Source organism: Pseudomonas sp. R11-23-07 (assembly GCF_003852295.1).
In the GTDB taxonomy this organism is placed as follows: Bacteria; Pseudomonadota; Gammaproteobacteria; order Pseudomonadales; family Pseudomonadaceae; genus Aquipseudomonas.
In genome coordinates this window covers 371,571-396,764 of record NZ_CP027761.1, presented here as the reverse complement: position 1 = coordinate 396,764, position 25,194 = coordinate 371,571, and the positions used below count along the sequence as shown (strand labels likewise).

Below are 25,194 nucleotides of genomic sequence, written 5' to 3'. Positions count from 1 at the left end.
CCCTAACACGCCGGTATAGCTCAGTTGGTAGAGCAACTGACTTGTAATCAGTAGGTCCCGGGTTCGACTCCTGGTGCCGGCACCATACAAAACGAAGCCCTCGCAGAAATGTGAGGGCTTTGTTGTTTCTGGGTTTAATACAACCCAGTCGCTCGCCTGCAAACCCTTCCCCAAACCGACAAACCGCTATTGACCGCCAACCTGCCGAAGCCTAACGTTTGTATACCGTGTACACAGCGTATACAAAAAATGTATGGAGCAACGTTATGGCAGCCTCTCCCGTTCTGTCTTTCCGAGTAAAGCCCGAACTTGCCAGCGAGCTGGATCAACTGGCGCAGGCGACCGACCGAGACCGCCAATACCACCTGCAACGGGCTTTGAGCCGCTATGTGGCCGATGAATCCTGGCATTTCAAAGCCGTGCAGGAAGGCATCGCAGATGCTGATGCCGGCAACGTCACCGATTTGGATGCCGTAAAGGCTAAGTGGGTAAAACGTGCCGAAGATCGCGTTAAGCAGCAAAGCGGAAAGTGACCTGAATGGAATTTACGAGCATTACGAAGGTTTAGTCGGCGCGGAGTTGGGGGAGGCAGCCGTCTTCCACATCCTCAACTGCCTGGAAATGCTGGAGCGTTTTCCTAATGCAGGGAAAGCGTCTCCAGTGCCCGATTGCCGAGAGCTGATTATCACCACATACCCGTATCGAGCGACCTATAGCTTGCAGGGTGACCGCCTGATGGTCTTCCGGATTCTTCACCAGCATTCAGAGCGTCGGGAGGATTGGTGATCGTTGATACGCAGAAGCGCCCAGGTAACTGACCAACTGATTACAAGTCGGTAGGTCCGACTCGTCACCACAATACAAAGCCCCTTAACTCGGGGCTTTGTGGTATCTGGCGTTTGAATGAATAGTGGCAATTGCAAGAAAATAAGTCCTTCCCCTTTTTCTGGGGTTTATGGAGCGCTTACAGAAGGCGCGGGCTTGCGCAACTCACTCGTAAGCATCACAGAGTAAAATCTATTTGAGGAATAGGGGTCAGATTAGAATGGCACTTACTTAGCAGCTAACCACTTGAGCTAAAAGCAAAAATGAAGAGGGCTGGTCTTGGTCTACGGTGATAGTTGCGAACACACACCGACGAACCAAGGACACAGCCCCAATGAATCGTAGACGTCAAATTCTCCAGCATCAACAGCAACGTTTCCATCGACACGCTTCGAACTGTGATGCCTATGCGTTTTTCAATCTTCTCACCGCTCCCGAACTGTTACAGCGCGTCGAGTCTGTATTACCAAAATATCGGGAGCATCTGTTTTCGCCGACTGCAACGCTGTCTATGTTCCTGGCTCAAGCGATGAGTGCCGACCGTTCCTGCCAGAACGCCGTCAATGACTTGTCCATCAAACGGTCTTGTGGCGGCATGAAGCCCAATAGCACTCGCACGGGCGCCTACTGTAAAGCCAGAGAGCAGCTGCCTGTTGAGATGGTTTCCACGCTGGTCAGGCACACCGGTGCTTCGATAAGTGAAAAAGCACCCTCGTCGTGGCGCTGGATGGGACGGCCAGTACGCCTTGTGGACGGTACGACGCCCTTACCTCGGAAACGTCCAAGGGCGGCATCTAAAACGGCGCCGCTGGAGAGGCAAACGATTTTTCGACTTCTTCCATTCTATACGTCGACCACGCCGCTTTTCCCGCATACTCCCCGACAGCGCAAGACTCATCCGCAGGCAAGTTATCGAGGGATAAACTTGGAAGCGAAACAGGTGTTTGCTACATTTATCAAACACCTGCTCGAAGGCCAGCCACCAATTCAGCATTAGCTTTTATATTGGACGTTCAAGAAATGATTGTTTTCTACAATTACGAAACCCCTACAAAATCATTTGCCCACTTTGCAAATGAATCGCGATCTTCATAAAAAGTACCATCTACAAAGTATGCTTTATTAGAGATGCTATCTGGACAAGTTATAATAATCGCATAGAATTTTTTTGAGATTCAGTCCTCATTAACTTTTGAGAACTTATTTTTGCGTCTTTTAGTGACTCAGCCTTCTCCACAAATTTACTGTTGGTTGCTGAAGCGTTGCTACTAGAAAAGGACTGCCAATCAAATATGACGCCGTCATCGTTCAACACCTGAAAAAACTCATCAACAGGATCCCCTAGAACTTGCAAATCACTCGCCGCGCCGCTCGTCACATCGATAATTTCACCAATCACACCTAGGCTTTTGAGATTCTCATTTGCTCTATTGTATGGAGACAAAAGCTCATATCGTGCAATGCCAAAATAAATCTTTAAAAGTGCTTTAGAAGCCATGATCAGTTACTCTCTGATGTGTATGATATTAGAATATAAAGTAAATCAAACCTCTCCATAACTGTCAAAATTGACAGGTACAAATACTTATTTCGCATAAGCTCGATAGTTTTTATTCGCCCGAAACCTTCTAGCGTTCAGCATTTAATTTTCGCCATTCAATCCGCCGCTCACTGCGCAAGTGATAATTAACCTGCAGAAACAGTTGATTAATCGGCTAAATTTCATTTTTGGTGTACACCCGATCAATCTTCTCCACATCTCCAAACCCTAAAAAGGGGACGGATTTTGGGTCAGATTATGTTTTCAATTCAATAACGGAAATTGTGGTCTGACCCTGAGAAATCCCCACAAAACTTCCTTGCAGGTCAGTCAGATAGCTTGAACTGGCCTGCATGAGTCGGGCAGTTTGGTAGCCGCCAAACAAACCAATCACCCGAGACTCATGCAGGCCGTACGATTCTTACACAAGGCATTTTCCCAAGCACTCCCCACTCTGCACCGCAAGCGCCTGAGCGCCCTGATGAGCTGCGTCAGCGCTTTGCTGTACGGGCGCCGTCTGACGCTGACCGATCTGGGCAGAGCTATGCCCAGCAGAGCTTACTTCAAGCATTCGATCAAACGTGTGGATCGCCTGCTCGGCAACGTTCAGTTGCAACATGAACGTCCGCTGTTCTACTGGAAAATGCTCACGGCACTGATTGGCTCCTTGCGCCATCCCTTGATTTTGGTGGATTGGTCGCCGATCAATGCCGCTTCTGATCTTTACCTGCTGCGGGCGTCAATTCCGCTGGCTGGCCGAGCGTTCCCTATTTACGAGAGCGTGCATGATCGTGAAGGTTGCCCCAGGCAGCAGCGGCGGTTGCTCGATGCGCTTGAACTTATGCTTCCCGAGCAGTGCGTACCGATCCTGGTGACGGATGCCGGGTTTCGTCGTCCCTGGTTCCAGGCCGTCGAAGCCAAAGGCTGGTATTACGTGGGACGTGTGCGCAATCGTGATCTCTATCGTAACGAGCAAGGTCAATGGCAACCGATAAAGCAGCTCTACCGGCAGACAACATCGACCGCACGTTCGCTTGGCCAAATTGAGATGACGCGTAGCGCACCGTACCGGGTTGCGCTGTACGGCATTCACCAACCGCCCAAGGGGAGAAAACATCGGCGAGTGACGGGTAGCATCACGCGCAGCAAACTCAGCCGACAGAACGCTCGCCGTGAACAAGAACCCTGGCTGCTCGCCAGCAATTTGCCGCAACCGCAATGGATGGCTCGGAAAACTGTCGGTATTTACCGCAAGCGGATGCAGATTGAGGAAGGTTTTCGGGACATGAAGAGTCTGCGTTTCGGCTTTGCCTTTGACCTGCATCGAACGCGCTGCCCACGGCGTATCGAGATCCTGCTGCTGATCGCCGCGTTGGCCTGTTATGCACTGTATCTGGCCGGTCTTCAGGCTCGAACGACAGGGCGGTCACGTCACTTCCAGAGCAACAGCATCAGGCATAAACCGGTGCTCTCACTCTGGCGTCTTGGCCTCGAATACTTGAGATGCTCCACCACCGGATTGTCCTGCTCGAAATTGGCGGATATGGAGCTATTGCTGCGCGATGAAGTGCACCGGCAAGCTCAGAGGCTGGAGTAGATTTGTGGGGATTTCTCAGGGTCTGACCCCGTTTTTTTCCTGCATTTCGTTGGGTTTCAGCATGGGTCCGCCCAAAATCTACTCGAGATGGTAGCGGTTAGCCGCTACCGCCTCATAAGTGATACAAGTCAATATTTACGAGAAAAATTTGATTTAACCACTCTTGAGATATAGCCATTGAGTCCGCGGCCTGCCACCGCAAGTCGCTGCAACTCCGCGACCATTACTGGCCCGGGGCGATTGGAATCGTACACATAGGTTCTGTAGGCTCCTGAGGCGAACTCTACAGATATCGACCCGTGGGCCAGTTCATATGCCACCACATTTGACTGACCACTGAGATTTTTGTAACGCTCCATGTTTCTCACCTATTGAGACTGGCAAGTCGCCAGCACACACACTTTAGACTTCAATTGACTCCCAGCCAAGTCGGAAGTCCACCGTCTCAAGAAGCATGCGTAAATGGCGAATTTCGCCAATGCCGAGTAGACACAGAGAAGGCTACGGGAGCTCAAAATCAGCAATTCTATGATGCAGCATAAATCCCGATTCGATTCCACTAAACGCCATAACCAGCTGATTTTATTTATAGTAACTAGTTGGGTACGCCAAATTTTCCATCGAACTCTAAACCCGCAGAGAACCTAGCCTCGCTGACTGCTACCGTTCGTCTGGTGCCGGCACCATATAAGACGAAGCCCCTGCAGAAATGCAGGGGCTTTGTTGTTTTTGAGATATTCATCCTCAGTCGCCCCCCTTCCCGTCTCACCTCGCTTCCTTTTGAATCACCTCTTTTCGCGCCAAAAATCCAATTTTTATTCTTTATGCTCAATTATGGACTGGTAATAATTATGGCTTATCCATAAAAAGGGATAATTGCATGAGCAGCCTGTCCCCGCGCCTTGGATCGGCAAAAACCCCGCCCTTCAGCGTTTTTGTTTCAGACGTACTGCAACCCGATCACCACCACCCTCTATCCCCTCTACACCTGTACCAACAACGCCTCAACCATCTCCCCCCGACACACCCCCAAAATCTCATCCGCCAACGCCGAGTCATCAGGACAAGCGCGCGACAACACAATCGCACCCACCGCCCTTGCCAGCAGATCAATCATTTTTACCCGCGCCTCATCCGGCGCCGCATCCGGTCCGGTTGGGTATTTTTCGCCGAGGGTTTGCAACATGTGCTCGATGCCTTCGGCGAAGGTCGATTTCAAATCGCCCGACTGGCGCGCCGCGTCGCCGCACAACGCCGCCATGGTGCAGCCCGTGGCGCGGCTGTCGCGATGGGCTCTGGACACGTACAGGTCGATGAACTCCTGCACGCTCAATGTTGCGGCGCTGGCCAGGGACTGCGCAAGGCTGCAAGCCGAGGCTTCGGCCATCAGGTCTGCCTTGGAACCGAAATGTTTGTAGAAGCCGCCGTGGGTGAAGCCGGCGGCGGCCATCAGGTCGGCCACGCCGACGCCGTCAAAACCGCGCTCGCGAAATACCACTGAAGCCGTTTCGACGATGTGCTCTCGGTTTGCTTGGGCCTGGGCCTTGGACACGCGCATGTTCGCTACTCTCTACCGCTGAATTCATGGGCTGATGATACATAGATGTCGTTCATAATCAAAACTATTGACAGTTTAGATTTCGATCATCATCCTAATCGCAAGCGACATGACCTCTACCCACGGGCACGGAACCAACATCCATGAGCGATCTGAATCTGTTTACTCCCTACACACTTGGCAACCTGACGCTGGCGAACCGTGTGGTTCTCGCGCCACTGACACGCAATCGCGCGGGCAAAGGTTTTGTGCCGAGTGAGTTTGCTGCTGCCTATTACAGCCAACGGGCCAGCGCAGGCTTGTTGATTTCCGAAGCCTCGCAGATTTCGCAGCAGGGCCAGGGTTATCAAGACACCCCGGGCATTTACACGCAGCCGCAGATAGAAGGATGGCGCACGGTGACCGATGCCGTGCACGCCAAGGGTGGGAAAATTTTCCTGCAGCTGTGGCATGTGGGGCGTGTGTCTCATGTGGATCTGCAGCAGCAAGGCGCAGCGCCGGTTGCCCCTTCCGCGCTTCGTGCCGCGACCAAGGTGTTCGTCAATAACCGCTTCGAGGATGCTTCCGAGCCGCGAGCGCTGGAGGCCGACGAGCTGCCGGGCATCGTTAACGACTTCCGCCAGGCAGCGGCGAACGCGATTGCGGCGGGCTTCGACGGCGTGGAAATCCACGGTGCAAACGGCTATCTGCTGGATCAGTTCATCAAGGACGGCGCCAACCAGCGTACGGATGCCTACGGTGGTTCGATCGCGAACCGGGCGCGTCTGCTGCTGGAAGTGACGGCGGCCGTGGTCGACGAGATTGGTGCTGATCGCACCGGCATTCGCCTTTCGCCTGTGTCGCCAGCCAATGGTGTATCGAGCAGCGATCCACAGGCTCAGTTCGATTACGTCGTCGACCAACTCAATGCGCTGAGCATCGTGTATCTGCACGTCGTCGAAGGCGCGACCGGCGGCCCACGGGACGTCGCGCCCTTTGATTTCGAGGCCTTGCGCCAGCGCTTCAAGAACACCTACATCGCCAACAACGGCTACGACCTGGACTTGGCCGAGGCACGCGTGGCGCACGACAAGGCCGACCTGGTCGCCTTTGGTCGCCCATTTATCGGCAACCCCGATCTGGTGGAGCGGCTCAAGACCGGCGCGCCACTGTCCGCCTTCGACCCCGCCACGCTCTATGGCGGCGGTGCGGCGGGTTACATCGACTACCCGACGCTTGCCGAATCAAGCGCTGTCGCGAACTAGGCGTCGGCTGATCGAGCCTGGTTCTACGCGCACCTCAATCCCAATCCCTGATAAAGAGCTGACATCATGACGACTCGCCCTACTGTTCTCATCACTGGCGCTTCCACCGGCATCGGCGCGGTGTACGCCGAGCGTTTCGCCCAACGCGGGCATGATCTGGTGCTGGTCGCCCGCGACCACGCGCGCCTGGAAACGCTCGCCGCGAAGTTGCAGGACGAACACAACGTCGCCATTGACGTACTTCAGGCCGACCTGACCCAACTCAGCGACCTGCACAGCGTTGAAGCGCGCCTGCGCGATGACGCGCGCATCGGCATCCTCGTCAACAATGCCGGCGCCGCACAATCCGGCACGTTCATCGAGCAAAGCACCGAGAGCGTTGCGCAACTGGTGGCCCTCAACACCACCGCGCTGGTGCGGCTCGCAAGCGCCATCGCGCCACGCCTGGCCAAAACAGGTGACGGGGCTATCATCAACATCGGTTCGGTGGTGGGGCTGGCGCCTGAGTTCGGCATGTCGGTCTATGGGGCGACCAAGGCGTTTGTGCTGTTCCTTTCCCAAGGCCTGAGCCTGGAACTGTCGCCCCAGGGTGTTTACGTACAAGCCGTACTGCCCGCCGCCACCCGCACGGAGATTTGGGACCGCGCCGGTATCGACATCAACACCCTGAGCGAAATCATGGAAGTGGGTGAGTTGGTCGATGCGGCACTGCTTGGTTTCGACCGACGCGAATTGGTGACTATTCCTGCGCTGCAGGAAGGCGAGCGTTGGGATGCACTGCAAGCCGCGCGTGGAGGACTTTTGGCGCAGATCAAGCAATCAACGGTGGCGCAACGCTATTTGACTCAAGCCTGAACGTTCTGACGTTGCCGGGGCCGCGCCTCGCTCATTCCACGACAAGAGCAGTTGCACCATGAAAGCATTTTTTATCGACCGCTACGGCAAGCAGAACGGAATGATTGGCGAAGTGCCCGACCCTGCGGTCGGTGTGCATGACGTGCTGGTCCAAGTGCATGCAACGAGCGTGAACCCGTTGGATTCGAAGATCAGGGCGGGGGCGTTCAAGCTGATCCTGCCCTATAAACTTCCATTGATATTGGGCAATGACCTGGCCGGGGTGGTGGTTCGCACGGGTGCGGCGGTGACGCGATTCAAGCCGGGAGACGAAGTGTACGCTCGGCCTCCCGACGCGCAGATCGGGACCTTCGCTGAACTGATCGCTGTGAACGAAGACGCGCTGGCGCTGAAACCTTCGAACCTCGACATGGCCCAGGCGGCGTCCATCCCCTTGGCCGCCTTGACGGCCTGGCAAGCGCTGGTTGAAACCGCCCAGGTGAAAAAAGGCCAGAAGGTGTTGATCCATGCCGGCTCCGGCGGTGTTGGCACGCTTGCCATCCAGCTCGCCAAACACCTCGGTGCCTTCGTTGCCACCACCACCAGCACGGCGAATGTCGAATGGGTGAAAGCACTTGGGGCGGACGTGGTCATCGATTACAAACGCCAGGATTTTTCCAACGAGTTGCGCGATTTCGACGTGGTGTTGAACAGCCTCGGCACCGATGTACTGGAGAAATCGGTCAAGGTTCTCAAGCCTGGCGGCCAGCTAATTTCCCTGTCAGGGCCGCCGACTGCGCAATTTGCCCAAGCCCAAGGCCTGCCCTGGGTGCTGGGGCAGGTCATGCGCCTGCTCAGCAGCGGCATTCGCAGAAAGGCCCGCAAACAGAGGGTGAGCTATGGGTTTTTGTTCATGCATGCCGATGGGGTACAGCTGCAAAAAATCAGCTCGCTGATCGAGGCTGGCGTCATCAGACCGGTCATTGATCGCTCCTTCCCGTTTACATCGACCGCAGAGGCGTTGCGGTACGTCGAGCAGGGCAGAGCAAAAGGCAAGGTCACCATTACGCTCCGATAGGTTTTTTGCGAAAAAGGTGGTCCACGCGCAAGTGCAATATGGCACTTAGCCACCTCTTTGATTGACACCCCTTCTCTACTCCGTTAAAAACCCCGCCTTGCTATGCATTTAATCGAGACATGGATGTCGTCCAACCCCCCGCTGTTCAAATACCGCCGCTATTGGCTGGCGGCCATCATCGTGTTGCTGGCGATTCTTGATCCTTTCGGCCTGGCCAGTTCCAGCGACAAGGCGTCGGCGCAGTGGCTCAATCGTATGTTCGCCAGCCACTACCCAAGCCTCGGACAGCAGCAGGTGGCAGTGGTGTTGATTGATGATGCCTACCTGATGCGCAATGACAGCCCATGGCCAATGCCGTACAGCGACCAGAGCAAATTGTTCAAGCGTTTGCTGGCATACAAGCCACGGGCTGTGTTTGTGGATTTGCTTTACAGCCACGACCACTCGCTCGGCGACCCGGCGCGGGGCAGTCAGTTGCTGGCAAATGTATTTGAGCGTTATCAACGCCAGGGCATCCCGCTGTGGTTGGCCAATACTGGGCTGACGCGAGCAGAGGCGGGCCAGGCCAATACGCTGGCGCCTTTTATGCAGGTCAGCCGGCCAGCACTGGTGGCGTGGGAAGGGGTAGACGACAAGTACCCACTGGCTAAGCATACGCAGGCCGGGCTGATGGAAACTCCCGCCTTGGCACTATACCGGGCCTTCTGTGCCACCCAAGACTGCACGTCGCCGCCTGTGGATGTACAAACCGCTGCGCAGCGCCAGCCCATCGCGGTGCAATGGGGGCTGAAGCTGGCAGCGGACCAGGCGCGTGTTGCCGATATCCGCCACTGCGCAGCGGCACGACATTTCTTGCTGGACGGGGTGGCTCAGTTCTTCCAGGCCGTGTTCTGGAAGCTGGATGACTCCGCCCAGGCGCGGTGCCCTTATACGCTGACGTTGTCGGCCAGTGACCTGGAAGTCAGTGACCCGGACGACCAAGCCTTGATCGCCGAGTTACTCAACGACCGCCTGGTGCTGATCGGCGCCAATATCGCGTCCACGGGGGACCTGGTGGAGTCGCCGGTACACGGCCAGCTCCCCGGCGTTTACCTGCACGCCATGGCCCTGGATAACCTGATCAATGCAGGTATGAATTATGACCATGAACCCGCCGACTTCCCCCACCTGCCTTTCAATTGGCTGGACCTGCTGGAACTCGGGCTGCTGGCGTTGATCGCGGTGCTCAAGGCGCTGCACGCCCGACGCTTGGCGGGCCATTGCACCTGGGGCCGATGGCGGCGCCAGGAAATCTGGTTTTTCACCTCGCCGTGCCCGTCGTGGCTGTTGGTGATGTCAATGTTGGGATTGGTCAGTGTGCTGCTGAGCCTCAATGACATCACCCCGGTCAACGTGCTGGGCATCGTATTGCTGTCGTTGGTGTTGTTCAGCGAGCGGATCGAAGCCTTCTTCGACCGCGATCGTTGAGCGTACCGCTTTGCCATTTGACTTAAGGAACTCAAGGATGAACAGAAGCCTCATCGTCTTGCTCGCAGCCGTCTTTACCCAGGGCGCCTGGGCGGAAACCCACAGTATCCAGGCGTTCCTCGCCGATCCGGTGACGGTGCTCGACGAGCAGGGCAAGCCACAGCGCGAGTTGGCGAAAAAAGATGCGCCTACCCAACCCATGCCGGTGCTGCAGTACAACCAGGCGCTGGACCTGGTGCAGGTAGAACTGGCAGGCCAGAAAGTCTGGCTGGACACCATGGACCTGCGCATCGAACCGCCGCTGAACGTGGTCGACCTGCCCTGCCTTGGCCTGACGAAAAGCCAGGCCAGGGACGCCCGCAATAATTCCACCATAGGCTTTGGTGCCGGTTGCAATCAATAAAGGGAGCGTTGCGGTGAGGGAATATCTAGTAGCAGCCAGCCTATTGGCCAGTTCGGTGCTCAGTGGTTGCGCCACCTTGAAGGGCGCGGACCAGGCGTTCCTGAACCTGGTAGGGCCGTCGACCCAGTCGCGGGTCCAAGGCCACTACGTGGACAACATCGACGTGCGCCAGTACTACAAGCTGGACCCCCAACGCCAGAGCCAACAGCGCCTGAGCTACGACGGGCGGGCGGTGCCGGCTGCCGAAGCACGCCAGCAGAACCTGGTGGATATCCCGATGCTGCAAGGCTACTTGCAGGGCATTGTCACGCGCTTGTCCAAGGGCTGGCCGGGCGAAGTGCCGCCGCTACAGGTAAAGATCACCGACAGTTATGGGTTCGGACCGTCGGCAGACCCTTACGGCAACCTGTTCGTACCGCTGGGCATGCTGGACAACGTTGCCAGCGAAGACGAAATCGCGGCGATGCTTGGTCACGAAATGAGCCATGTGCTGCTGCATCACCATGACCGCATGGCAGCCTTCCAGCAGCAGAAAGACATGTTTACCACCGTCGCCTCCACGGTCGCCTTGGCTACCATGGCTGCCGATACCGGCGTCGACCGTAGCGCCGGTACGATGAAGCTGTTCAGCAAAGACCCGGCCGGTACCCAGAAGACCATCGGCAACACGGTGCTGTACACCGCGCTGGCCAATACGTTTTCCGACCAAGTGTGGAGCACCGCCTGGGGCCGTAGCCAGGAAGACCAGGCCGACCTGCTTGGCACCGACTTGATGATCCGCGCCGGTTACGCGCCGCGCGCCGCTACCCATAGTCTGGAGCGTCTCAACGACTTCCAGGGCAAACAGAAGCCCTTGCTCACGGGGTTCCTCACGGCGCGCAAGAATGCCATGCAGGATTCGCTGCAACAGTTCAATCTCAACCAGTTCACCAAGGAGTTGGACGTGTTGGTCAAGGACGGCTTGACCACCGGCATCACCGCAACCACGCAGTACTTCAACCGCTCGCATATGTCGACCACGGACCGCGACACCGAGCTGCGCCAATACTTGCAGCGCGAATATCGCCAGGAACGCCGCGCCCGGGTCAACCCGCAAAGCTGGTCGAAGATGAAGGCTACGCCCAAAGTGGCGGAGGCCTTGCAGGGCTACAAAGACGCATACTTCGCAATCGACGCCCTGGAGAAAAACAAGGTACCGGATGCCGAAAGGTTTGTTCGCAAGGCCCTGGCCTCGCCCGTCAAGGACCAGCCGAGCATTCGGCGCACCGCCTATACCTTGCGCCTGGCCCAGGGTAAAAACAGCGAGGCGGTGAAAGAGTTGCAAGCGATCAAGGACTGGTCCCTGGCCGGCCCTTCCACCTATGACTTGATGATCAGCTACCACCTCAAGCGGGGCGACGGGCAATCGGCACTGGAGATGATCGACAAGGCCGAACGCAATCTGGGCTCGGAAGAACTGTTCATCACGGAAAAACTGTTGGCCAACCAGCAACTGCAGAATGTGCAGCAGGTGCAAACCGTGCTGCGCAAGTGTGAGCGATACCCGACACGCAAGGAAAACTGCAAGAAGCTCGCGCCGATCAAGGCCTGACGTTCGACGCTCACCGCCTAGCGGGAAATGCTCGTCGTCAGAAATAAAAAAACCCCGAACCAGTCGGGGTTTTTCTCGCCTGGCATCAGGCGCGACCTGCAATCAATCAGAAAACATTGATCGGGTAGTCGGCGAACAGGCGGATTTCGTTACCGCCCACGTTGTATTCGCTGGCGTTGTTGGAAACGCGCAACCACGAGGCGCGAGCGCGCAGGCTCAGGTCTTTGGCCGGGCCGCTCTGGACCACGTACTTGAACTGGTTCCAGATTTCACGCTCGGTGCCATCGCCACGGCCAGTGCCGTCGTCGATGTTGGTGCCGCGTACATAGGCAATGTTGTAGGTCAGGCCCGGTACACCGAAGGTGGTGAAGTCGATGCCGTAGCCTGCTTGCCAAGAGCGCTCGTCCTTGCCGTTGAAGTCGGACCAGTAGGAGTTGGCCAGCAGGATGGTATTGCCGCCGTCGCCGATGCCGCCAGCGTTGCGGTAGCCGCCGTAGAGGTAGCCGGTGTCACCGGTGCTGCGCTGGTGCGCGATGGTGAAGCTGTGCGCGCCAACGGCCCAGGTAGCGCCCAGGCTCCAGATTTTGTTGTCGCGAGCGTCGGCGTCTTTCTGGTTTTCCAGGGCGAAGCTGCGGTCCAGCTTGGTTTTGTAGCCGTTGAAGTCAAAGGTCAGCGACTGTTTCTCTGGCAGCGCCAGCACATAGTTAACGTTGACGTATTGCTTCTTCAGCACGTCCTGCATGTCGGACGCGTACAGGGCAGCCGACAGGCTTTCGGTGAATTTGTAGCTGCCACCGATGTAGTTGATGCTTTTCAGGCCACCGCTGTCGCTGCCTTCGGCGCTCTTGCGTGCTTCCTTGGTGAAGTGGCCGGCGTCCAGTTGCAGACCGGCGATTTCCTTGGAAACGATCGAGGTGCCCTCGTAGGTTTCCGACAACAAACGCGAATTGTCGTACTGCAACACAGGCACGGCTGGCATCTGCTGACCGTATTTAATCACGGTGTTGGAAATGCGCGCCTTGACGGCAGCGCCACCTTTGGCCAGATCGTTGGCCGCTTCACCGCTATCGCCTTGTTTGAAGAAGTCGATACCGCCCGCACCGCTGCGACCTTTGCCGCCGTCCAGACGGATAGCGTATTGGCCAATCACGTCCACACCCACGCCCACAGTGCCCTGGGTGAAGCCGGACTCGAACTTGCCGATAAAACCCTGGCCCCACTCGGCCTTGTCCTGCTTGCCGTTTTTGTAGTCCCGGCTGATGTAGGCGTTGCGTGCTGCGATGTTCAGGTGGCTGTCTTCAACGAAACCCTTGGATTGCTCCTGGTCGTTCGCCATGGCTGTCGATGCGCTCAAAATCCCCAGAGCGATCAGACTCATCCGTTGCTTCAACATTTTCTTATATTCCTTATTACTGGTTGAGTACGCGCTATGACACCAGGCCCCGTATCGCTTTCTGATGTCGACTTTCTCCGAAAAAAACAAGGCCCGCGGACGACTGAACTGCCGCGGGCCTTTTCTTATTGGATGAGTCATGGCTGTTAGCCACAGGCGTTGGACGCAATCCTATGCGCGCGTTGAACTATGTGTCAATTTCGTGAACCGCCTGTATTTAGGCTAAATAATTCTAAGCACAGACCTATAGCGCTCCTACAAAAAAGCCCTTGGCCCCTCCCATATTGATTCGTCGGCGCTTTCAGTTGCGCTCCAGCTCGCACAACACCTGCACCTCATCCTCCGTTAACAAGCCCGCCGGGTAGCGTTCACTCATCACGCTGCGCCAGTCAGGCGGTTGCCTGTTCTGGCGCGCGCCGTTTTCCTTCAGCCAGAGCGCCAGCGCGTGGATCGCATCGCCGTCGACCCGCACCGGGTGGAACGTGCGCGTGTACATCGGGTTGATTTCGGCATTCATTTCAGCGCTCTCTCCTGCTGCGTGAGCGGCTAACTTACTCAAGGTTTGTGACAGAACCATGCGGTCATCACCTTGGCGCTCTGTGGTGTGTTTGCCGACACAAGAGGTATGCCAATCTCCCGCATTCACAGGTATTCAGGCACAAAAAAGCCCGCGACCGTGCTGGGTCGCGGGCTTGCCTGGAACACTGCGCTCGCGCGGTGCTCGCTCGCCCTCAAGGCGCTGTTACAACTGCACTCAATTTCTCTGCGGTGCTGGCTGCTGCTGGGTCAGGCAGTGAATATTGCCACCCCCCAGTAACAGTTCACGGCCCGGCACCATCACCACTTCGTGTTGTGGAAACAGGTTCTGCAGGATCTGCTTGGCCTGATGGTCCAGCGGGTCATCGAAACTCGGCACGATGATGCCGCCGTTGACGATCAGGAAGTTGACGTAGGAACCGGCCAACCGCACGCTCGGATTACGTTCCTGGCTGCCGTCTACCGGATCGACACCGGCACATTCTTCTTCGGTGGCATACAGCGGCCCCGGAATCGGCATCTTATGCACCGTGAACGAGCGGCCGCGGGCGTCGGTGCTGCTTTGCAGTACCTCCATGGCGGCATGGCAGCGCGGGTAGTTCGGGTCTTGCGGGTCGTCGGTCCAGGCCAGCAGCACCTCACCTGGGCGCACGTAGCAGCAGAAGTTATCCACATGGCCGTCGGTTTCGTCGTTGAACAGGCCATCCGGCAACCAGATGATCTTATCCGCAGCCAGGTTGGCGCTGAGCACCGCTTCAATGGCTGCGCGATCCAAGTGCGGGTTGCGGTTGCGGTTCAACAGGCATTCTTCGGTGGTGATCAGGGTGCCTTCGCCGTCGACGTGGATCGAACCGCCCTCCAGCACGAAGCCTTCGGTGCGATAACGCGAAGCGCGCTCGATCTCGAGAATCTTGCCGCCCACCTGTGCGTCACGGTTCCACGGCGCATACAGGCCACCATCGAAACCGCCCCAGGCGTTGAAATCCCAGTTCACCCCGCGTACTTCACCGCTGTCGTTGATCACGAACGTCGGCCCCGTGTCCCTTACCCAGGCGTCGTCACTGGACATTTCCACCACTCGGATATTCGGCACATCCAGGCGGCTACGAGCGTTTTCATATTGGCTGGCGGAAACCGCAACGGTCACCGGCTCGAACCGTGCGATGGCCTTGGCCACGGCCACGTGGGCCGCTTGCGCCGGCTTACCGCCCAGGCGCCAGTTGTCCGGGCGCTCGGGCCAGATCATCCAGGTTTGAGTCTGTGGCGCCCATTCGGCGGGCATATGGAAGCCATCGGCGCGTGGTGTGCTGTGCAGGGTGGTCATGGCGATGAGGACTCCGAATGGGGTGAAAGCCGACTTTATAACGGATAAATATCGGCTTTAATAGTGAACAAAAATAATAATTAGGCTAGATCACGTAATTTAGTCGATAACAATCGAATGACTACAGCTCATCCAGCACCTTCGACAGCATGTCGACGAAGAAATCCACACTGCGCCGGGTCGTGACCATCGGCGGCTTGATCTTGAGGATGTTCAGGTAGTCGCCGGTCGGCTGCATGAAGATTCCCAGTTCGCGCAGACGGTCGCATAACAGCGCAGTCTCTTGCGTCGCGGGTTCCAGGGTTTGTCGGTCACGTACCAGCTCGAGGCCCAGATAGAAGCCGGAACCGTGTACCGCACCGACCAGCGGATGATGCTCGATCAACGCTTGCAGGCGTGTCTTGAAATACCCGCCCACTACTTGGGCGTTTTCCCACAGCTTTTCCTCTTCCATCACATCCAGCACCGTCATGCCGATACGGCAGCTCACCGGGCTGCCGCCCGATGACGAGAAGAAATAGCCCTCCGCTTCCAGGGCTTCGGCAATCTCTCGACGGGTGATCACCGCGCCCAGCGGCTGCCCGTTGCCCATCCCCTTGGCCATGGTAATGATGTCCGGCACGACGCCCTGCTCTTCAAAGCCCCAGAAAAAATGCCCCATGCGCCCATAACCTACCTGCACCTCATCGGCAATGCAGACACCGCCCTGGGCGCGGACCAGCCCATAAACCTGCTGCAAATAGCCGGGCGGCAACGAAATGCCACCGGCGTTGCCATACACCGGTTCGCAGATGAAACCCGCCAGTTGGCGTTGGCCAGCGGCGATTTTCGACAGGTTATGTTCCACGCTTCGTACATAGTCAGGCGCGCTGTCTGGCCCGCGAAACTCACCCCGGTAGGTATTCGGCGCCGTCACCGGGTGCACCCAGTCCGGGCGGCTGCTCAACGCCTGGGGATTATCGGCAATCGAGGTAGACACCGCGTCCGCCGCCACCGACCAGCCGTGATAGGCCTCCAGCACGCTGAGCATGTCGCGCCCGCCGCTGTAGGCCCAGGCCAGGCGGATCGCCAGGTCATTGGCCTCGGTGCCGCTGTTGACCAGGAACACCCGGTCCATGCCCGCCGGCGCCAGCGCCAGCAGGCGTTCGGAAAACTCGGCGATCGCCGCGTAGTGAAAACGTGAATTAGTGTTGAGCAATGACCATTGCCGCGCCGCCACTGCTGCCATGCGCGGGTGGCCGTGGCCCAGCACCGCCACGTTGTTGAGCATGTCCAGGTAGGAGCGGCCCTGCATGTCGATCAAGTGATTGCGCCAGCCCCGCTCGATACGGGGCGGGTCGACGTAATAATGCTTCTGCGAACGGGCGAAGCTGGCGTCGCGCCGGGCCAGCAGGGCTTCGGCGTCCAGCTCCGGTTCGGCATCACAGGCCAGCCCGAGCAACGCCGCCGGTGACGGGCACAACGTCTGCCACGCCGACGCCCGGGAAGGCGCACAGAACAGCGGGGGCGCAAGATCGGCACGACACAGCTGCACGATCAACGGCCCGTGGACTTCACCGAGTATTTGCCCCTTCACCACCTGCGCACCGGCTTTGAGCCGCGTTGTCACGCCCCATACGCGCAGATTCAGGCGCTCTTCGTACACACACAGCAAGCCGTCGGCGCCCTCGCGCAGTGTCCCGGCGAAAGGTGCCTCAAGCACTGTGCCATGGGGCAGGCTTAATTCGACATGAAGAGCGAAGGTGTCCGGTTCCCCAGCACTGTCCGGGCGGGTGCGCGACAAGCGATATTGCCCATAACGGCTGGCTGCCAGCCCATGCACCGCAGCGGCTTCATTCAGCAGCCGCCGATCCATGCCCGGCGTCTCCCAATTGCCCGCCTCGAAATGCGGGCTGAGCACGCCCAGGTCGATCAGCGCGAACTCCCGCCCGACCAGCCCCGGCAGCAAGGGGGCAAAGTCCTGGCTGGCCAAGGCAGGCAACGCCTCGCCGACGCTGTTCAGGATCGCCGCTTCCATCAGTTCGAACGGCACCGACGTGGCGACATGGAAAATTTCCCACTCGTGCTCGGCGTTCTTCAACAGGTAGGCGTTATCAGGGTCCAGACGTCGCTGCTGCTCACTGCTCAACACCAACACCGCCGCGCGGGCGACGATCAACGGCCACAGCGCGCGCAACTCTTCATGCTGCAACGGCGTGATCGCATGACAGGCTTGGATCGCCGGCAGGATGGCAAACGGGTCGCCCTCAGCGTGATGCAGCAGCGCAGCGCACGTCACCGACAGGTCAGCGATGCGCCAGGTGTGCACCAGGTCGCCGAAATCGATCACCCCCTGGACCTGCCAATACCGCTGCGCATCGCGCTGCCAGACCACGTTGTCATCGGTGATGTCCATGTGCACGGCCTGCCAGGGCAGGTGTGCAGCCAGAGGCCGGATATGCGCTTCGATCTGCCCGGTGAGCTGCTCCAGTGCAGTGCGATGGGGAAGCTCGGGCAAGGTCGCCAGCAGATGGGTAATCAGCTCCTGCGCGTGGCGTGGGTCCCATTGCAGGGTGCGATCCAGGCCGGGATGGGTGAACGTTGACAGTGCCAGGCTCATTCGCCCGCACAGGTCGCCGAACCCTGCGATTACATCGCGACCGAGGTGAGGCAAATGGGTCAGCGGCTGGCCGTCGATGTAGTCCAGTAGCCGCAGGTGCAGGGTTTGCCCATCGACGGTGACGCTCAGCAGTTCGTCGCCATTGAGGGCTTTGATGACCTTGGGCACGCGCACTTGTACGTGTGCCTGCAGCTCGTTGAGGGCTGCATGCTGGGCCAGTAGCTCGATTGCGGCGTAGTCACCCCGGCAGATTTTCAGAACGAAGCGGCCCAAGGCGCTGTCGATCCTGTAGTTAAGGTCTTGTTGGCTGCCCAACGACTGCAATGTGCCCCTGAGGCCGTAATGCTGCTCAAGCAACTGGGCCGCCTGCTGGAAGCTCAATTGGGGGCAAGGCAAACTGGCACGATGAATCAATTCGGCGAGCAACATTGTGACGACCTCGGTTTTATCAGGCGTCTATATCGCCATTGTTCCGGGGCGTTAATCAACCCCTCGTGCTCGCCGCACTTGCGCCCGCCCGATTCACAACTCAAGCTATGCTTCTTTCGCTTAATGTCCGTCTAAGGAAAAGGCCCTCGACATGCGTATTCTCATCACCGGCGGTGCCGGATTTATTGGCTCGGCCCTGATCCGGCATCTGATCCAGCACACCGAGCATGAAGTGCTCAACCTGGACAAACTCACTTACGCCGGCAACCTTGAGTCGCTGGCCAGCATTGCGTCCAACAGCCGCTATGAGTTCGTCCAGGCCGATATCATCGACCAGGCCACCGTCAGTGCCGTGCTGGCACGCTTCAAGCCCGAAGCGATCATGCATTTGGCGGCCGAGTCCCATGTGGACCGGTCCATCGACGGCCCGTCGGATTTTATCCAGACCAACATTGTCGGTACCTACAGCCTGCTGGAAGCCACCCGGGCGTACTGGCAGACGCTGGCAGAACCGGCTAAAAGCGCATTCCGCTTCCACCACATCTCCACTGACGAGGTGTATGGCGACCTGCACGGTGTGGACGATCTCTTCACCGAAACCACGCCCTACGCCCCCAGCTCGCCGTACTCTGCGAGCAAGGCAGCCTCCGACCATCTGGTCCGCGCCTGGCAGCGTACCTACGGCCTGCCGGTGCTGCTGACCAACTGCTCGAACAACTATGGGCCGTTCCACTTCCCCGAAAAGTTGATCCCTCTGGTTATCCTCAACGCCCTGGCCGGCAAGCCGCTGCCGGTCTATGGCGATGGCTTGCAAGTGCGCGACTGGCTGTTCGTCGAAGACCACGCCCGTGCGCTGCTCAAGGTGGTGACTACTGGGGTGGTGGGCGAGACCTACAACATCGGTGGCCACAACGAACAGAAGAACATCGACGTAGTTCGTGGCATCTGCGCCCTGTTGGAAGAGCTGGCGCCACAGCGTCCAGCCGGGGTGGAAAAGTTCACCGACCTGATCACTTTCGTCAAGGATCGTCCGGGCCACGACCAGCGGTACGCGATCGATGCCAGCAAGATCGAGCGCGAACTGGGCTGGGTCCCGGAAGAAACCTTTGAAACCGGCCTGCGCAAGACCGTGCAGTGGTACCTCGATAATCTGGAATGGTGCCGCAGGGTCCAGGATGGCAGTTATCAAGGTGAACGACTCGGCAATACTGACGTAAAGGATCTGATCGTATGATGAAGGGAATTGTATTGGCCGGCGGTTCCGGCACCCGTTTGCACCCCATTACCCTGGGCGTGTCAAAGCAGCTGTTGCCGGTGTATGACAAGCCGATGATCTATTACCCGATCTCGGTGCTGATGCTGGCGGGTATCAAGGACATCCTGGTGATCTCCACGCCCGTGGACCTGCCGCAATACCGCAACCTGTTGGGCGATGGCAGCCAGTTCGGCGTGCGTTTCAGCTATGCAGAGCAGCCTTCGCCCGACGGCTTGGCACAAGCGTTCATCATTGGCGAGGAATTCATCGGGGATGACCCGGTGTGCCTGATCCTGGGCGACAACATCTTCCATGGCCAGCATTTCGGTGACCAATTGCGCCACGCTGCCCAACGCCCGTCGGGCGCCACGGTGTTCGGCTACTGGGTGAAAGACCCGGAGCGTTTCGGCGTGATCGATTTCGACCAAGAAGGCCGTGCCCTGTCGATCGAGGAAAAACCGGCGAAGCCTAAATCCAGCTATGCGGTGACCGGCCTGTATTTCTATGACAACGACGTGATCAAGATCGCCAAGGCCGTCCAGCCTTCGCCACGCGGCGAGCTGGAGATCACCGACGTCAACAACGCCTACCTCAAGCGCGGCGACCTGCACGTTGAGCGTTTCGGTCGTGGTTTCGCCTGGCTTGATACCGGCACCCACGACAGCTTGCTGGAAGCGTCGACCTATGTGCAGACCATCGAGCACCGCCAGGGCCTGAAAGTAGCCTGCCTGGAAGAGATTGCCTACGAGAACGGCTGGATTGATCGTGACTATCTGCTGGAACGTGCGAAATATTTCGGCAAAACCGGCTATGGTCAGTATCTGTACACTCTGGCCGGGAACCCTAAATGAATGTGAGCGCCACTGAGCTGCCTGGTGTATTGGTCATCGAACCAAAGGTTTTTGGCGATGACCGCGGCTTTTTTTATGAGAGTTTCAACGCTCGCGAATTTGAAAACGCCAGCGGATTGAAACTTCAATTCGTGCAGGACAACCACTCACGCTCGTTGAAAGGCGTGCTGCGCGGCTTGCACTACCAGGTCGAACACGCCCAGGGGAAACTGGTGCGGGTGACGGCCGGGGAAGTATTGGATGTGGCGGTGGACATCCGCCGCAGCTCTCCTCATTTCGGTCAATGGACCAGCGTGCGCCTGTCTGCCGAGAACAATCGTCAACTGTGGATTCCACCCGGTTTCGCCCATGGGTTCGTTGTGCTGAGCGATTACGCCGAATTCCTCTACAAGACGACAGATTACTACACGCCGTCTGCCGAGCGGTGCATTCGCTGGGACGACCCGGACCTCAATATCAATTGGCAACTCAATGGCCCACCGACCCTGTCCGCCAAGGATCAAACCGGTAAAAGCCTGAAAGATGCGGACCTGTTCCCATGATAGCCCCCCTGAAAATACTGATCACCGGCCAACACGGCCAAGTCTCCCAGGAGCTGCAACAGCGGCTCCAAGGCCTGGGCGAACTCATCGTGCTGGGTCGTGACCAACTGGACTTGGCCAACGCACCGCTCATCCGTGAGCAGGTGCGCGCCCACCGCCCCGACCTGATCATCAACGCCGCCGCCCACACGGCGGTCGATCTGGCCGAAAGCGAGCCGGAAGCAGCCTTCGCCATCAACGCCATCGCCCCCGGCATCCTTGCCGAAGAAGCCAAGGCCCTTGGCATCCCGCTGATTCACTACTCGACCGACTACGTGTTCGACGGCAGCAAACCGGCCCCGTACACCGAAAGCGACTCACCCAGCCCACTGGGCGTCTACGGTCAGAGCAAGCTGGCGGGCGAGCAGGCGATTGCGGCCGTGGGCGGGAAGTACCTGATTCTGCGCACCAGTTGGGTGTATTCGAGCCACGGCAAGAATTTCCTGCTGACCATGCAGCGTCTGCTGCAGGAGAAGCCGCAGATGCGCATCGTCGCCGACCAGATCGGCGCGCCAACCTGGGCCGGGACCATCGCCAACAGTACGCGTGCGTTGATTGAGCGCTGGCAAGCCGGTAACGCCGGGGATTGGGGGGTTTACCACCTCACGGCCCAGGGCGAAACGTCGTGGTTCGGCTTTGCCGAGGCCATTGGCCAAGCCCTCCGCGCTGCGGGCAAAGCCTGCGCCGAACTGGAAGCGATCCCGTCCAGCGCCTATCCAACACCCGCTAAACGCCCGCTGAACTCGCGCCTGGATTGCAGCCGCCTGCAACAGCAGTGGCAGGTCAGCCAGCCGCAGTGGCAAGACGCATTGCACGAGTGTCTTGCCGAGCAGCACTAGGCATAATGCGCCTGTACCCACAGGCGCACGATTCCCATGACCCCACCCCTTCCGCGAAGACCCCGCTGGCGCAGCCTCGCCCTGTTGGCGTTGTGCCTGGCGCCGCTGCTCTGGCCGCTGGAGCACTTGGCCGAGCGCTACTACCGCAGCGAGCTGGCCGGGCAAAACCGTCAGACCCTCGACCTGTACGTCGCCAACCTGTTGGGCACCCTGCACCGCTATGAAGTGCTGCCGCAGATCCTCGGTGATCTGCCGGCCCTGCGCACCGCGCTGGATGCGCCCCACGTCAGCACCAACCTGGTCAACGCCAACTCGCTGCTCAAGGACGTCGCCGCCCAGGCTGGGGTGGAGGTGATGTACCTGATGGACACCACCGGCAAGACTCTCGCCGCGTCCAACTGGGACAAACAAGACAGCTTTGTCGGGCGCAACTTTTCCTTTCGCCCCTATTTCAGCGAAGCCATGGCCGGGCGCCTGGGGCGCTTTTTCGGGCTAGGCACCACCTCGGCCAAGCGCGGCTACTTCTTCGCCGCCGCCGTACGCGATGATGAGAAGATCATCGGCGTGCTGGTGGTCAAGGTGGATCTGGACCACACCGAAAGCTTGTGGGGCAACACCCCGGAACAACTGCTGGTGACCGACCACAACGGCGTGGTAATCCTCACCTCGCGCCCGCAATGGCGGTTCCGCGCCACCCGGCCGCTGACCGCCGCAGAGCGCCAGGCCATTATTGCCATTCAGCCTTATCCCACCCGTGATCCTCAGCCGCTGAACCTCAGCAGCAGCGCCTGGCTGCGCCAATCCACCGCCATCGCCGAGACCGGCTGGAACGTGGAAATCCTCGCCCCCCAATCCTTGATCAACCGCCCGGTGCGTACCGTGGTGGCCGTAGGCGGCGCGACCTTGCTGGTGCTGATGCTACTGCTCGGCTTGATGATGCAGCGCCGCCGGCATTACCTGGAGCGTATCGCCTTCGAAGCCAAGGCGCGCCGCGAGCTGGAAATGCGCGTGGCCGAGCGCACCAGCGACCTGGAAGGCCTGAACCGGCGCCTGAAACAGGAAGTGCTGGAGCGCGAACACGCCCAGCAGGAACTGGTACGTGCCCAGGATGACCTGGTGCAGGCCGGTAAACTCTCGGCGCTGGGCACCATGTCGGCCAGTATCAGCCATGAACTGAATCAACCCCTGGCAGCGATTCGCAGCTACGCGGAAAACGCGGAAATCCTGCTCGACCATGAACGCACCGCCGATGCGCGCGGCAACCTCAAGTTGATCAGCGAACTGACCGGGCGCATGGCCTCGATCATCGCCCACTTGCGCGCGTTCGCCCGCCGTGACCGTCACGCGCCGGAAAGCGTGGCATTGCAACCCGCGCTGGACGATGCCCTGGCCTTGCTGGCCAAACGGCGGCGATCGATGGAAGTGGAATTGATCCGCGACTTACCCGAAGCGACCTTATGGGTACAAGCCGGTGAAACCCGTCTGCGCCAGGTGCTGGGCAACCTGCTGGCCAATGCCCTGGACGCCCTTACCGAAAAAGGCCCGCCACGCAAACTGTGGCTGAGCGCCCAAACCACTGACCAGGGCGTCAACCTGTACATTCGCGACAACGGCCCGGGCTTTTGCATGGAGGCGTTGGGCCGCGCCAGCGAGCCGTTCTACACCACCAAGACGCGCACCCAGGGCTTGGGCCTGGGCCTCGCCATCTGTGACACCCTGATGCGTGCCTTCGGCGGCGAGCTGCTGTTCGCCAACCACAAGGAAGGCGGCGCGCTGTTAACCTTGAAATTGCGCGCCGGCTCGCCGGGCGTCAGTCTGCAACCGTCCGAGGACCGCAGTGTATGAGTATCGATAACCAGATTCAGGTGGTGCTGATCGATGACGATCCCCATTTGCGTCAGGCGCTGTGCCAGACCCTGGACCTGGCCGGGCTGAAAGTGCTGCCCCTGGGCGAAGCCAGCGGCCTCACCGCGCGCTTGTCGCGGGACTGGTCGGGCGTCGTGGTCAGCGATATCCGCATGCCCGGCATGGACGGCCTGGAACTGCTCGCCGAACTGCACGGCCAGGACCCGGACCTGCCCGTGCTGCTGATCACCGGCCACGGTGACGTGCCGCTGGCGGTGCAGGCCATGCGTGCCGGCGCCTATGACTTCCTCGAAAAGCCCTTCGCCAGCGACGCCTTGCTCGACAGCGTGCGCCGCGCACTGGCCCTGCGCCGACTGGTGCTGGACAACCGCAGTCTGCGCCTGGCCCTCAGCGATCGGCAGCAACTGAGCACGCGCCTGGTGGGGCATTCGCCGCAGATGCTGCGCCTGCGCGAGCAAATCGGCGCACTGGCGGCGACCAAGGCCGATGTGCTGATCCTTGGCGAAACCGGCGCCGGCAAAGAAGTAGTCGCCCGCGCCTTGCACGATCTGTCGAGCCGCCGCAGCGGTCCGTTCGTGGCGATCAACGCCGGGGCCCTGGCCGAATCGGTGGTGGAAAGCGAGCTGTTCGGCCATGAACCGGGCGCGTTTACCGGCGCGCAGAAGCGCCGCATCGGCAAGTTCGAATTCGCCAATGGCGGCACGCTGTTCCTCGATGAAATCGAAAGCATGAGCCTGGATGTACAGGTCAAGCTGTTGCGCCTGCTGCAGGAGCGCGTCGTGGAGCGGCTGGGCGGCAACCAGTTGATTGCACTGGATATCCGCATCATCGCCGCCACCAAGGAAGACCTACGCCAGGCGGCCGACCAGGGCCGCTTCCGGGCCGACTTGTATTACCGCCTGAATGTCGCGCCGCTGCGCATTCCGCCACTGCGCGAGCGTGGTGAAGATGCGCTGATGCTGTTCCAGCACTTCGCCGACGAAGCCAGCAGCCGCCACGGCCTGCCCTTGCATGAGCTGCAACCGGGCCAGCGCGCGCTGCTGTTGCGCCACAGTTGGCCAGGTAACGTACGCGAGCTGCAAAACGCCGCCGAACGCTTTGCCCTGGGCCTTGAACTGGCCTTGGACAGTACGCAGGACAATCCCTCCGCCAGCACACTGACCTCCACGCCCGGCGGCTTGAGCGAGCAAGTCGAACAATTCGAAAAAAGCCTGATCGCCGCCGAACTGACCCGCCCCCACAGCTCCATGCGCAGCCTCGCCGAAGCCCTCGGCGTGCCCCGTAAAACCCTGCACGACAAACTGCGCAAGCATGGCCTGAACTTCGCCGACAGCGCCAGCCACAGCGCAGACGACGAATGACCCTGCCCACCCGCCAAGAGAC

General features: G+C 59.0%; 22 protein-coding genes, 1 tRNA gene and 2 pseudogenes. 17 read left to right on the top strand and 8 right to left on the bottom strand.

Features of this window, described 5'->3' with window-relative positions; translation table 11 throughout:
• The first annotated feature begins 9 nt into the window (after positions 1 to 9).
• The 4 genes and pseudogenes from C4J84_RS01660 to C4J84_RS01645 all read left to right on the top strand — a co-directional run.
• Positions 10 to 85, top strand: a tRNA-Thr gene (locus tag C4J84_RS01660).
• Between the two features lie 181 nt (positions 86 to 266).
• A complete protein-coding gene (locus C4J84_RS01655) occupies positions 267 to 533 on the top strand; it encodes a CopG family ribbon-helix-helix protein (RefSeq protein WP_078822908.1) in 267 nt (88 codons plus the stop codon).
• Positions 496 to 786 (top strand): type II toxin-antitoxin system RelE/ParE family toxin, encoded by a 291-nt coding sequence (locus C4J84_RS01650; RefSeq protein ID WP_124434829.1) that lies wholly within the window; start codon positions 496 to 498, stop codon positions 784 to 786. The genes C4J84_RS01655 and C4J84_RS01650 overlap by 38 nt, the downstream gene beginning before the upstream one ends.
• A 373-nt stretch (positions 787 to 1,159) precedes the next feature.
• A pseudogene (locus C4J84_RS01645) lies at positions 1,160 to 1,588 on the top strand (IS4 family transposase); the annotation flags it as partial.
• 381 nt (positions 1,589 to 1,969) lie between these two features.
• Here C4J84_RS01645 and C4J84_RS01640 read toward each other — a convergent pair.
• Together C4J84_RS01640 and C4J84_RS26365 are read right to left on the bottom strand one after the other, a co-directional pair.
• Complete coding sequence (locus C4J84_RS01640; protein ID WP_124434828.1) at positions 1,970 to 2,323, bottom strand: hypothetical protein; 354 nt, start codon at positions 2,321 to 2,323, stop codon at positions 1,970 to 1,972.
• A gap of 130 nt (positions 2,324 to 2,453) precedes the next feature.
• Positions 2,454 to 2,594, bottom strand: a pseudogene (locus tag C4J84_RS26365) (phage portal protein); the annotation flags it as partial.
• 174 nt (positions 2,595 to 2,768) lie between these two features.
• Here C4J84_RS26365 and C4J84_RS01630 point away from each other — a divergent pair.
• Positions 2,769 to 3,962 (top strand): IS4 family transposase, encoded by a 1,194-nt coding sequence (locus C4J84_RS01630; protein ID WP_124434827.1) that lies wholly within the window; start codon positions 2,769 to 2,771, stop codon positions 3,960 to 3,962.
• Positions 3,963 to 4,090: 128 nt separating this feature from the next.
• Here C4J84_RS01630 and C4J84_RS01625 read toward each other — a convergent pair whose 3' ends face one another.
• Both C4J84_RS01625 and C4J84_RS01620 read right to left on the bottom strand, forming a co-directional pair.
• Positions 4,091 to 4,321, bottom strand: a complete 231-nt coding sequence (locus C4J84_RS01625; protein ID WP_124434826.1) for a hypothetical protein — start codon at positions 4,319 to 4,321, stop codon at positions 4,091 to 4,093.
• A 623-nt stretch (positions 4,322 to 4,944) separates the two neighbouring features.
• A complete protein-coding gene (locus C4J84_RS01620; protein ID WP_124434825.1) occupies positions 4,945 to 5,520 on the bottom strand; it encodes a TetR/AcrR family transcriptional regulator in 576 nt (191 codons plus the stop codon).
• Between the two features lie 143 nt (positions 5,521 to 5,663).
• Between C4J84_RS01620 and C4J84_RS01615 the strand changes: the two genes are divergently transcribed.
• The 6 genes from C4J84_RS01615 (at position 5,664) to C4J84_RS01590 (ending at position 12,137) form a co-directional block, all read left to right on the top strand.
• Positions 5,664 to 6,764 (top strand): alkene reductase, encoded by a 1,101-nt coding sequence (locus C4J84_RS01615; RefSeq protein ID WP_124406036.1) that lies wholly within the window; start codon positions 5,664 to 5,666, stop codon positions 6,762 to 6,764.
• Between the two features lie 66 nt (positions 6,765 to 6,830).
• Entirely contained in the window at positions 6,831 to 7,619 is a 789-nt protein-coding gene (locus tag C4J84_RS01610; RefSeq protein ID WP_124434824.1) for an SDR family oxidoreductase, read from the top strand.
• Between the two features lie 58 nt (positions 7,620 to 7,677).
• Complete coding sequence (locus C4J84_RS01605; RefSeq protein WP_124434823.1) at positions 7,678 to 8,676, top strand: NADP-dependent oxidoreductase; 999 nt, start codon at positions 7,678 to 7,680, stop codon at positions 8,674 to 8,676.
• Positions 8,677 to 8,799: 123 nt separating this feature from the next.
• Entirely contained in the window at positions 8,800 to 10,143 is a 1,344-nt protein-coding gene (locus tag C4J84_RS01600) for a CHASE2 domain-containing protein (RefSeq protein WP_124434822.1), read from the top strand.
• A 37-nt stretch (positions 10,144 to 10,180) separates the two neighbouring features.
• Complete coding sequence (locus tag C4J84_RS01595) at positions 10,181 to 10,546, top strand: hypothetical protein (RefSeq protein ID WP_124369238.1); 366 nt, start codon at positions 10,181 to 10,183, stop codon at positions 10,544 to 10,546.
• A 13-nt stretch (positions 10,547 to 10,559) separates the two neighbouring features.
• Positions 10,560 to 12,137 (top strand): M48 family metallopeptidase, encoded by a 1,578-nt coding sequence (locus C4J84_RS01590; RefSeq protein ID WP_124434821.1) that lies wholly within the window; start codon positions 10,560 to 10,562, stop codon positions 12,135 to 12,137.
• Positions 12,138 to 12,243: 106 nt separating this feature from the next.
• On the opposite strand, the gene C4J84_RS01585 is transcribed toward C4J84_RS01590, so the two are convergent.
• The 4 genes from C4J84_RS01585 to C4J84_RS01570 form a co-directional block, all read right to left on the bottom strand.
• Positions 12,244 to 13,530 (bottom strand): OprD family porin, encoded by a 1,287-nt coding sequence (locus tag C4J84_RS01585; RefSeq protein ID WP_124369236.1) that lies wholly within the window; start codon positions 13,528 to 13,530, stop codon positions 12,244 to 12,246.
• Positions 13,531 to 13,831: 301 nt separating this feature from the next.
• Positions 13,832 to 14,047 (bottom strand): hypothetical protein, encoded by a 216-nt coding sequence (locus C4J84_RS01580; RefSeq protein ID WP_124369234.1) that lies wholly within the window; start codon positions 14,045 to 14,047, stop codon positions 13,832 to 13,834.
• Positions 14,048 to 14,284: 237 nt separating this feature from the next.
• Positions 14,285 to 15,391, bottom strand: a complete 1,107-nt coding sequence (gene aguA / locus C4J84_RS01575) for an agmatine deiminase (RefSeq protein WP_124434820.1) — start codon at positions 15,389 to 15,391, stop codon at positions 14,285 to 14,287.
• 121 nt (positions 15,392 to 15,512) lie between these two features.
• On the bottom strand, positions 15,513 to 18,419 hold the full coding sequence (locus tag C4J84_RS01570; RefSeq protein WP_124434819.1) for an aminotransferase: 2,907 nt from the start codon (positions 18,417 to 18,419) through the stop codon (positions 15,513 to 15,515).
• A 151-nt stretch (positions 18,420 to 18,570) separates the two neighbouring features.
• On the opposite strand from C4J84_RS01570, the gene rfbB reads away from it, so the two are divergent.
• Genes rfbB through C4J84_RS01540 form a run of 6 tightly spaced genes read left to right on the top strand, consistent with a single transcriptional unit; the run spans position 18,571 to position 25,172 of the window.
• A complete protein-coding gene (rfbB, locus tag C4J84_RS01565; protein WP_124434818.1) occupies positions 18,571 to 19,653 on the top strand; it encodes a dTDP-glucose 4,6-dehydratase in 1,083 nt (360 codons plus the stop codon).
• Positions 19,650 to 20,525, top strand: coding sequence for a glucose-1-phosphate thymidylyltransferase RfbA (gene rfbA, locus C4J84_RS01560; protein WP_124369230.1), 876 nt, complete (start codon positions 19,650 to 19,652; stop codon positions 20,523 to 20,525). Before rfbB ends, rfbA begins: the two co-directional genes overlap by 4 nt.
• On the top strand, positions 20,522 to 21,067 hold the full coding sequence (gene rfbC, locus C4J84_RS01555) for a dTDP-4-dehydrorhamnose 3,5-epimerase (RefSeq protein ID WP_124434817.1): 546 nt from the start codon (positions 20,522 to 20,524) through the stop codon (positions 21,065 to 21,067). Before rfbA ends, rfbC begins: the two co-directional genes overlap by 4 nt.
• The gene (rfbD, locus tag C4J84_RS01550) at positions 21,064 to 21,945 is read left to right on the top strand and encodes a dTDP-4-dehydrorhamnose reductase (RefSeq protein WP_124434816.1); all 882 of its coding nucleotides are present in this window, start codon (positions 21,064 to 21,066) and stop codon (positions 21,943 to 21,945) included. The genes rfbC and rfbD overlap by 4 nt, the downstream gene beginning before the upstream one ends.
• 36 nt (positions 21,946 to 21,981) lie before the next feature.
• Positions 21,982 to 23,790, top strand: coding sequence for an ATP-binding protein (locus C4J84_RS01545; protein WP_124434815.1), 1,809 nt, complete (start codon positions 21,982 to 21,984; stop codon positions 23,788 to 23,790).
• The gene (locus tag C4J84_RS01540) at positions 23,787 to 25,172 is read left to right on the top strand and encodes a sigma-54 dependent transcriptional regulator (protein ID WP_124369227.1); all 1,386 of its coding nucleotides are present in this window, start codon (positions 23,787 to 23,789) and stop codon (positions 25,170 to 25,172) included. Before C4J84_RS01545 ends, C4J84_RS01540 begins: the two co-directional genes overlap by 4 nt.
• Positions 25,173 to 25,194: the final 22 nt, after the last annotated feature.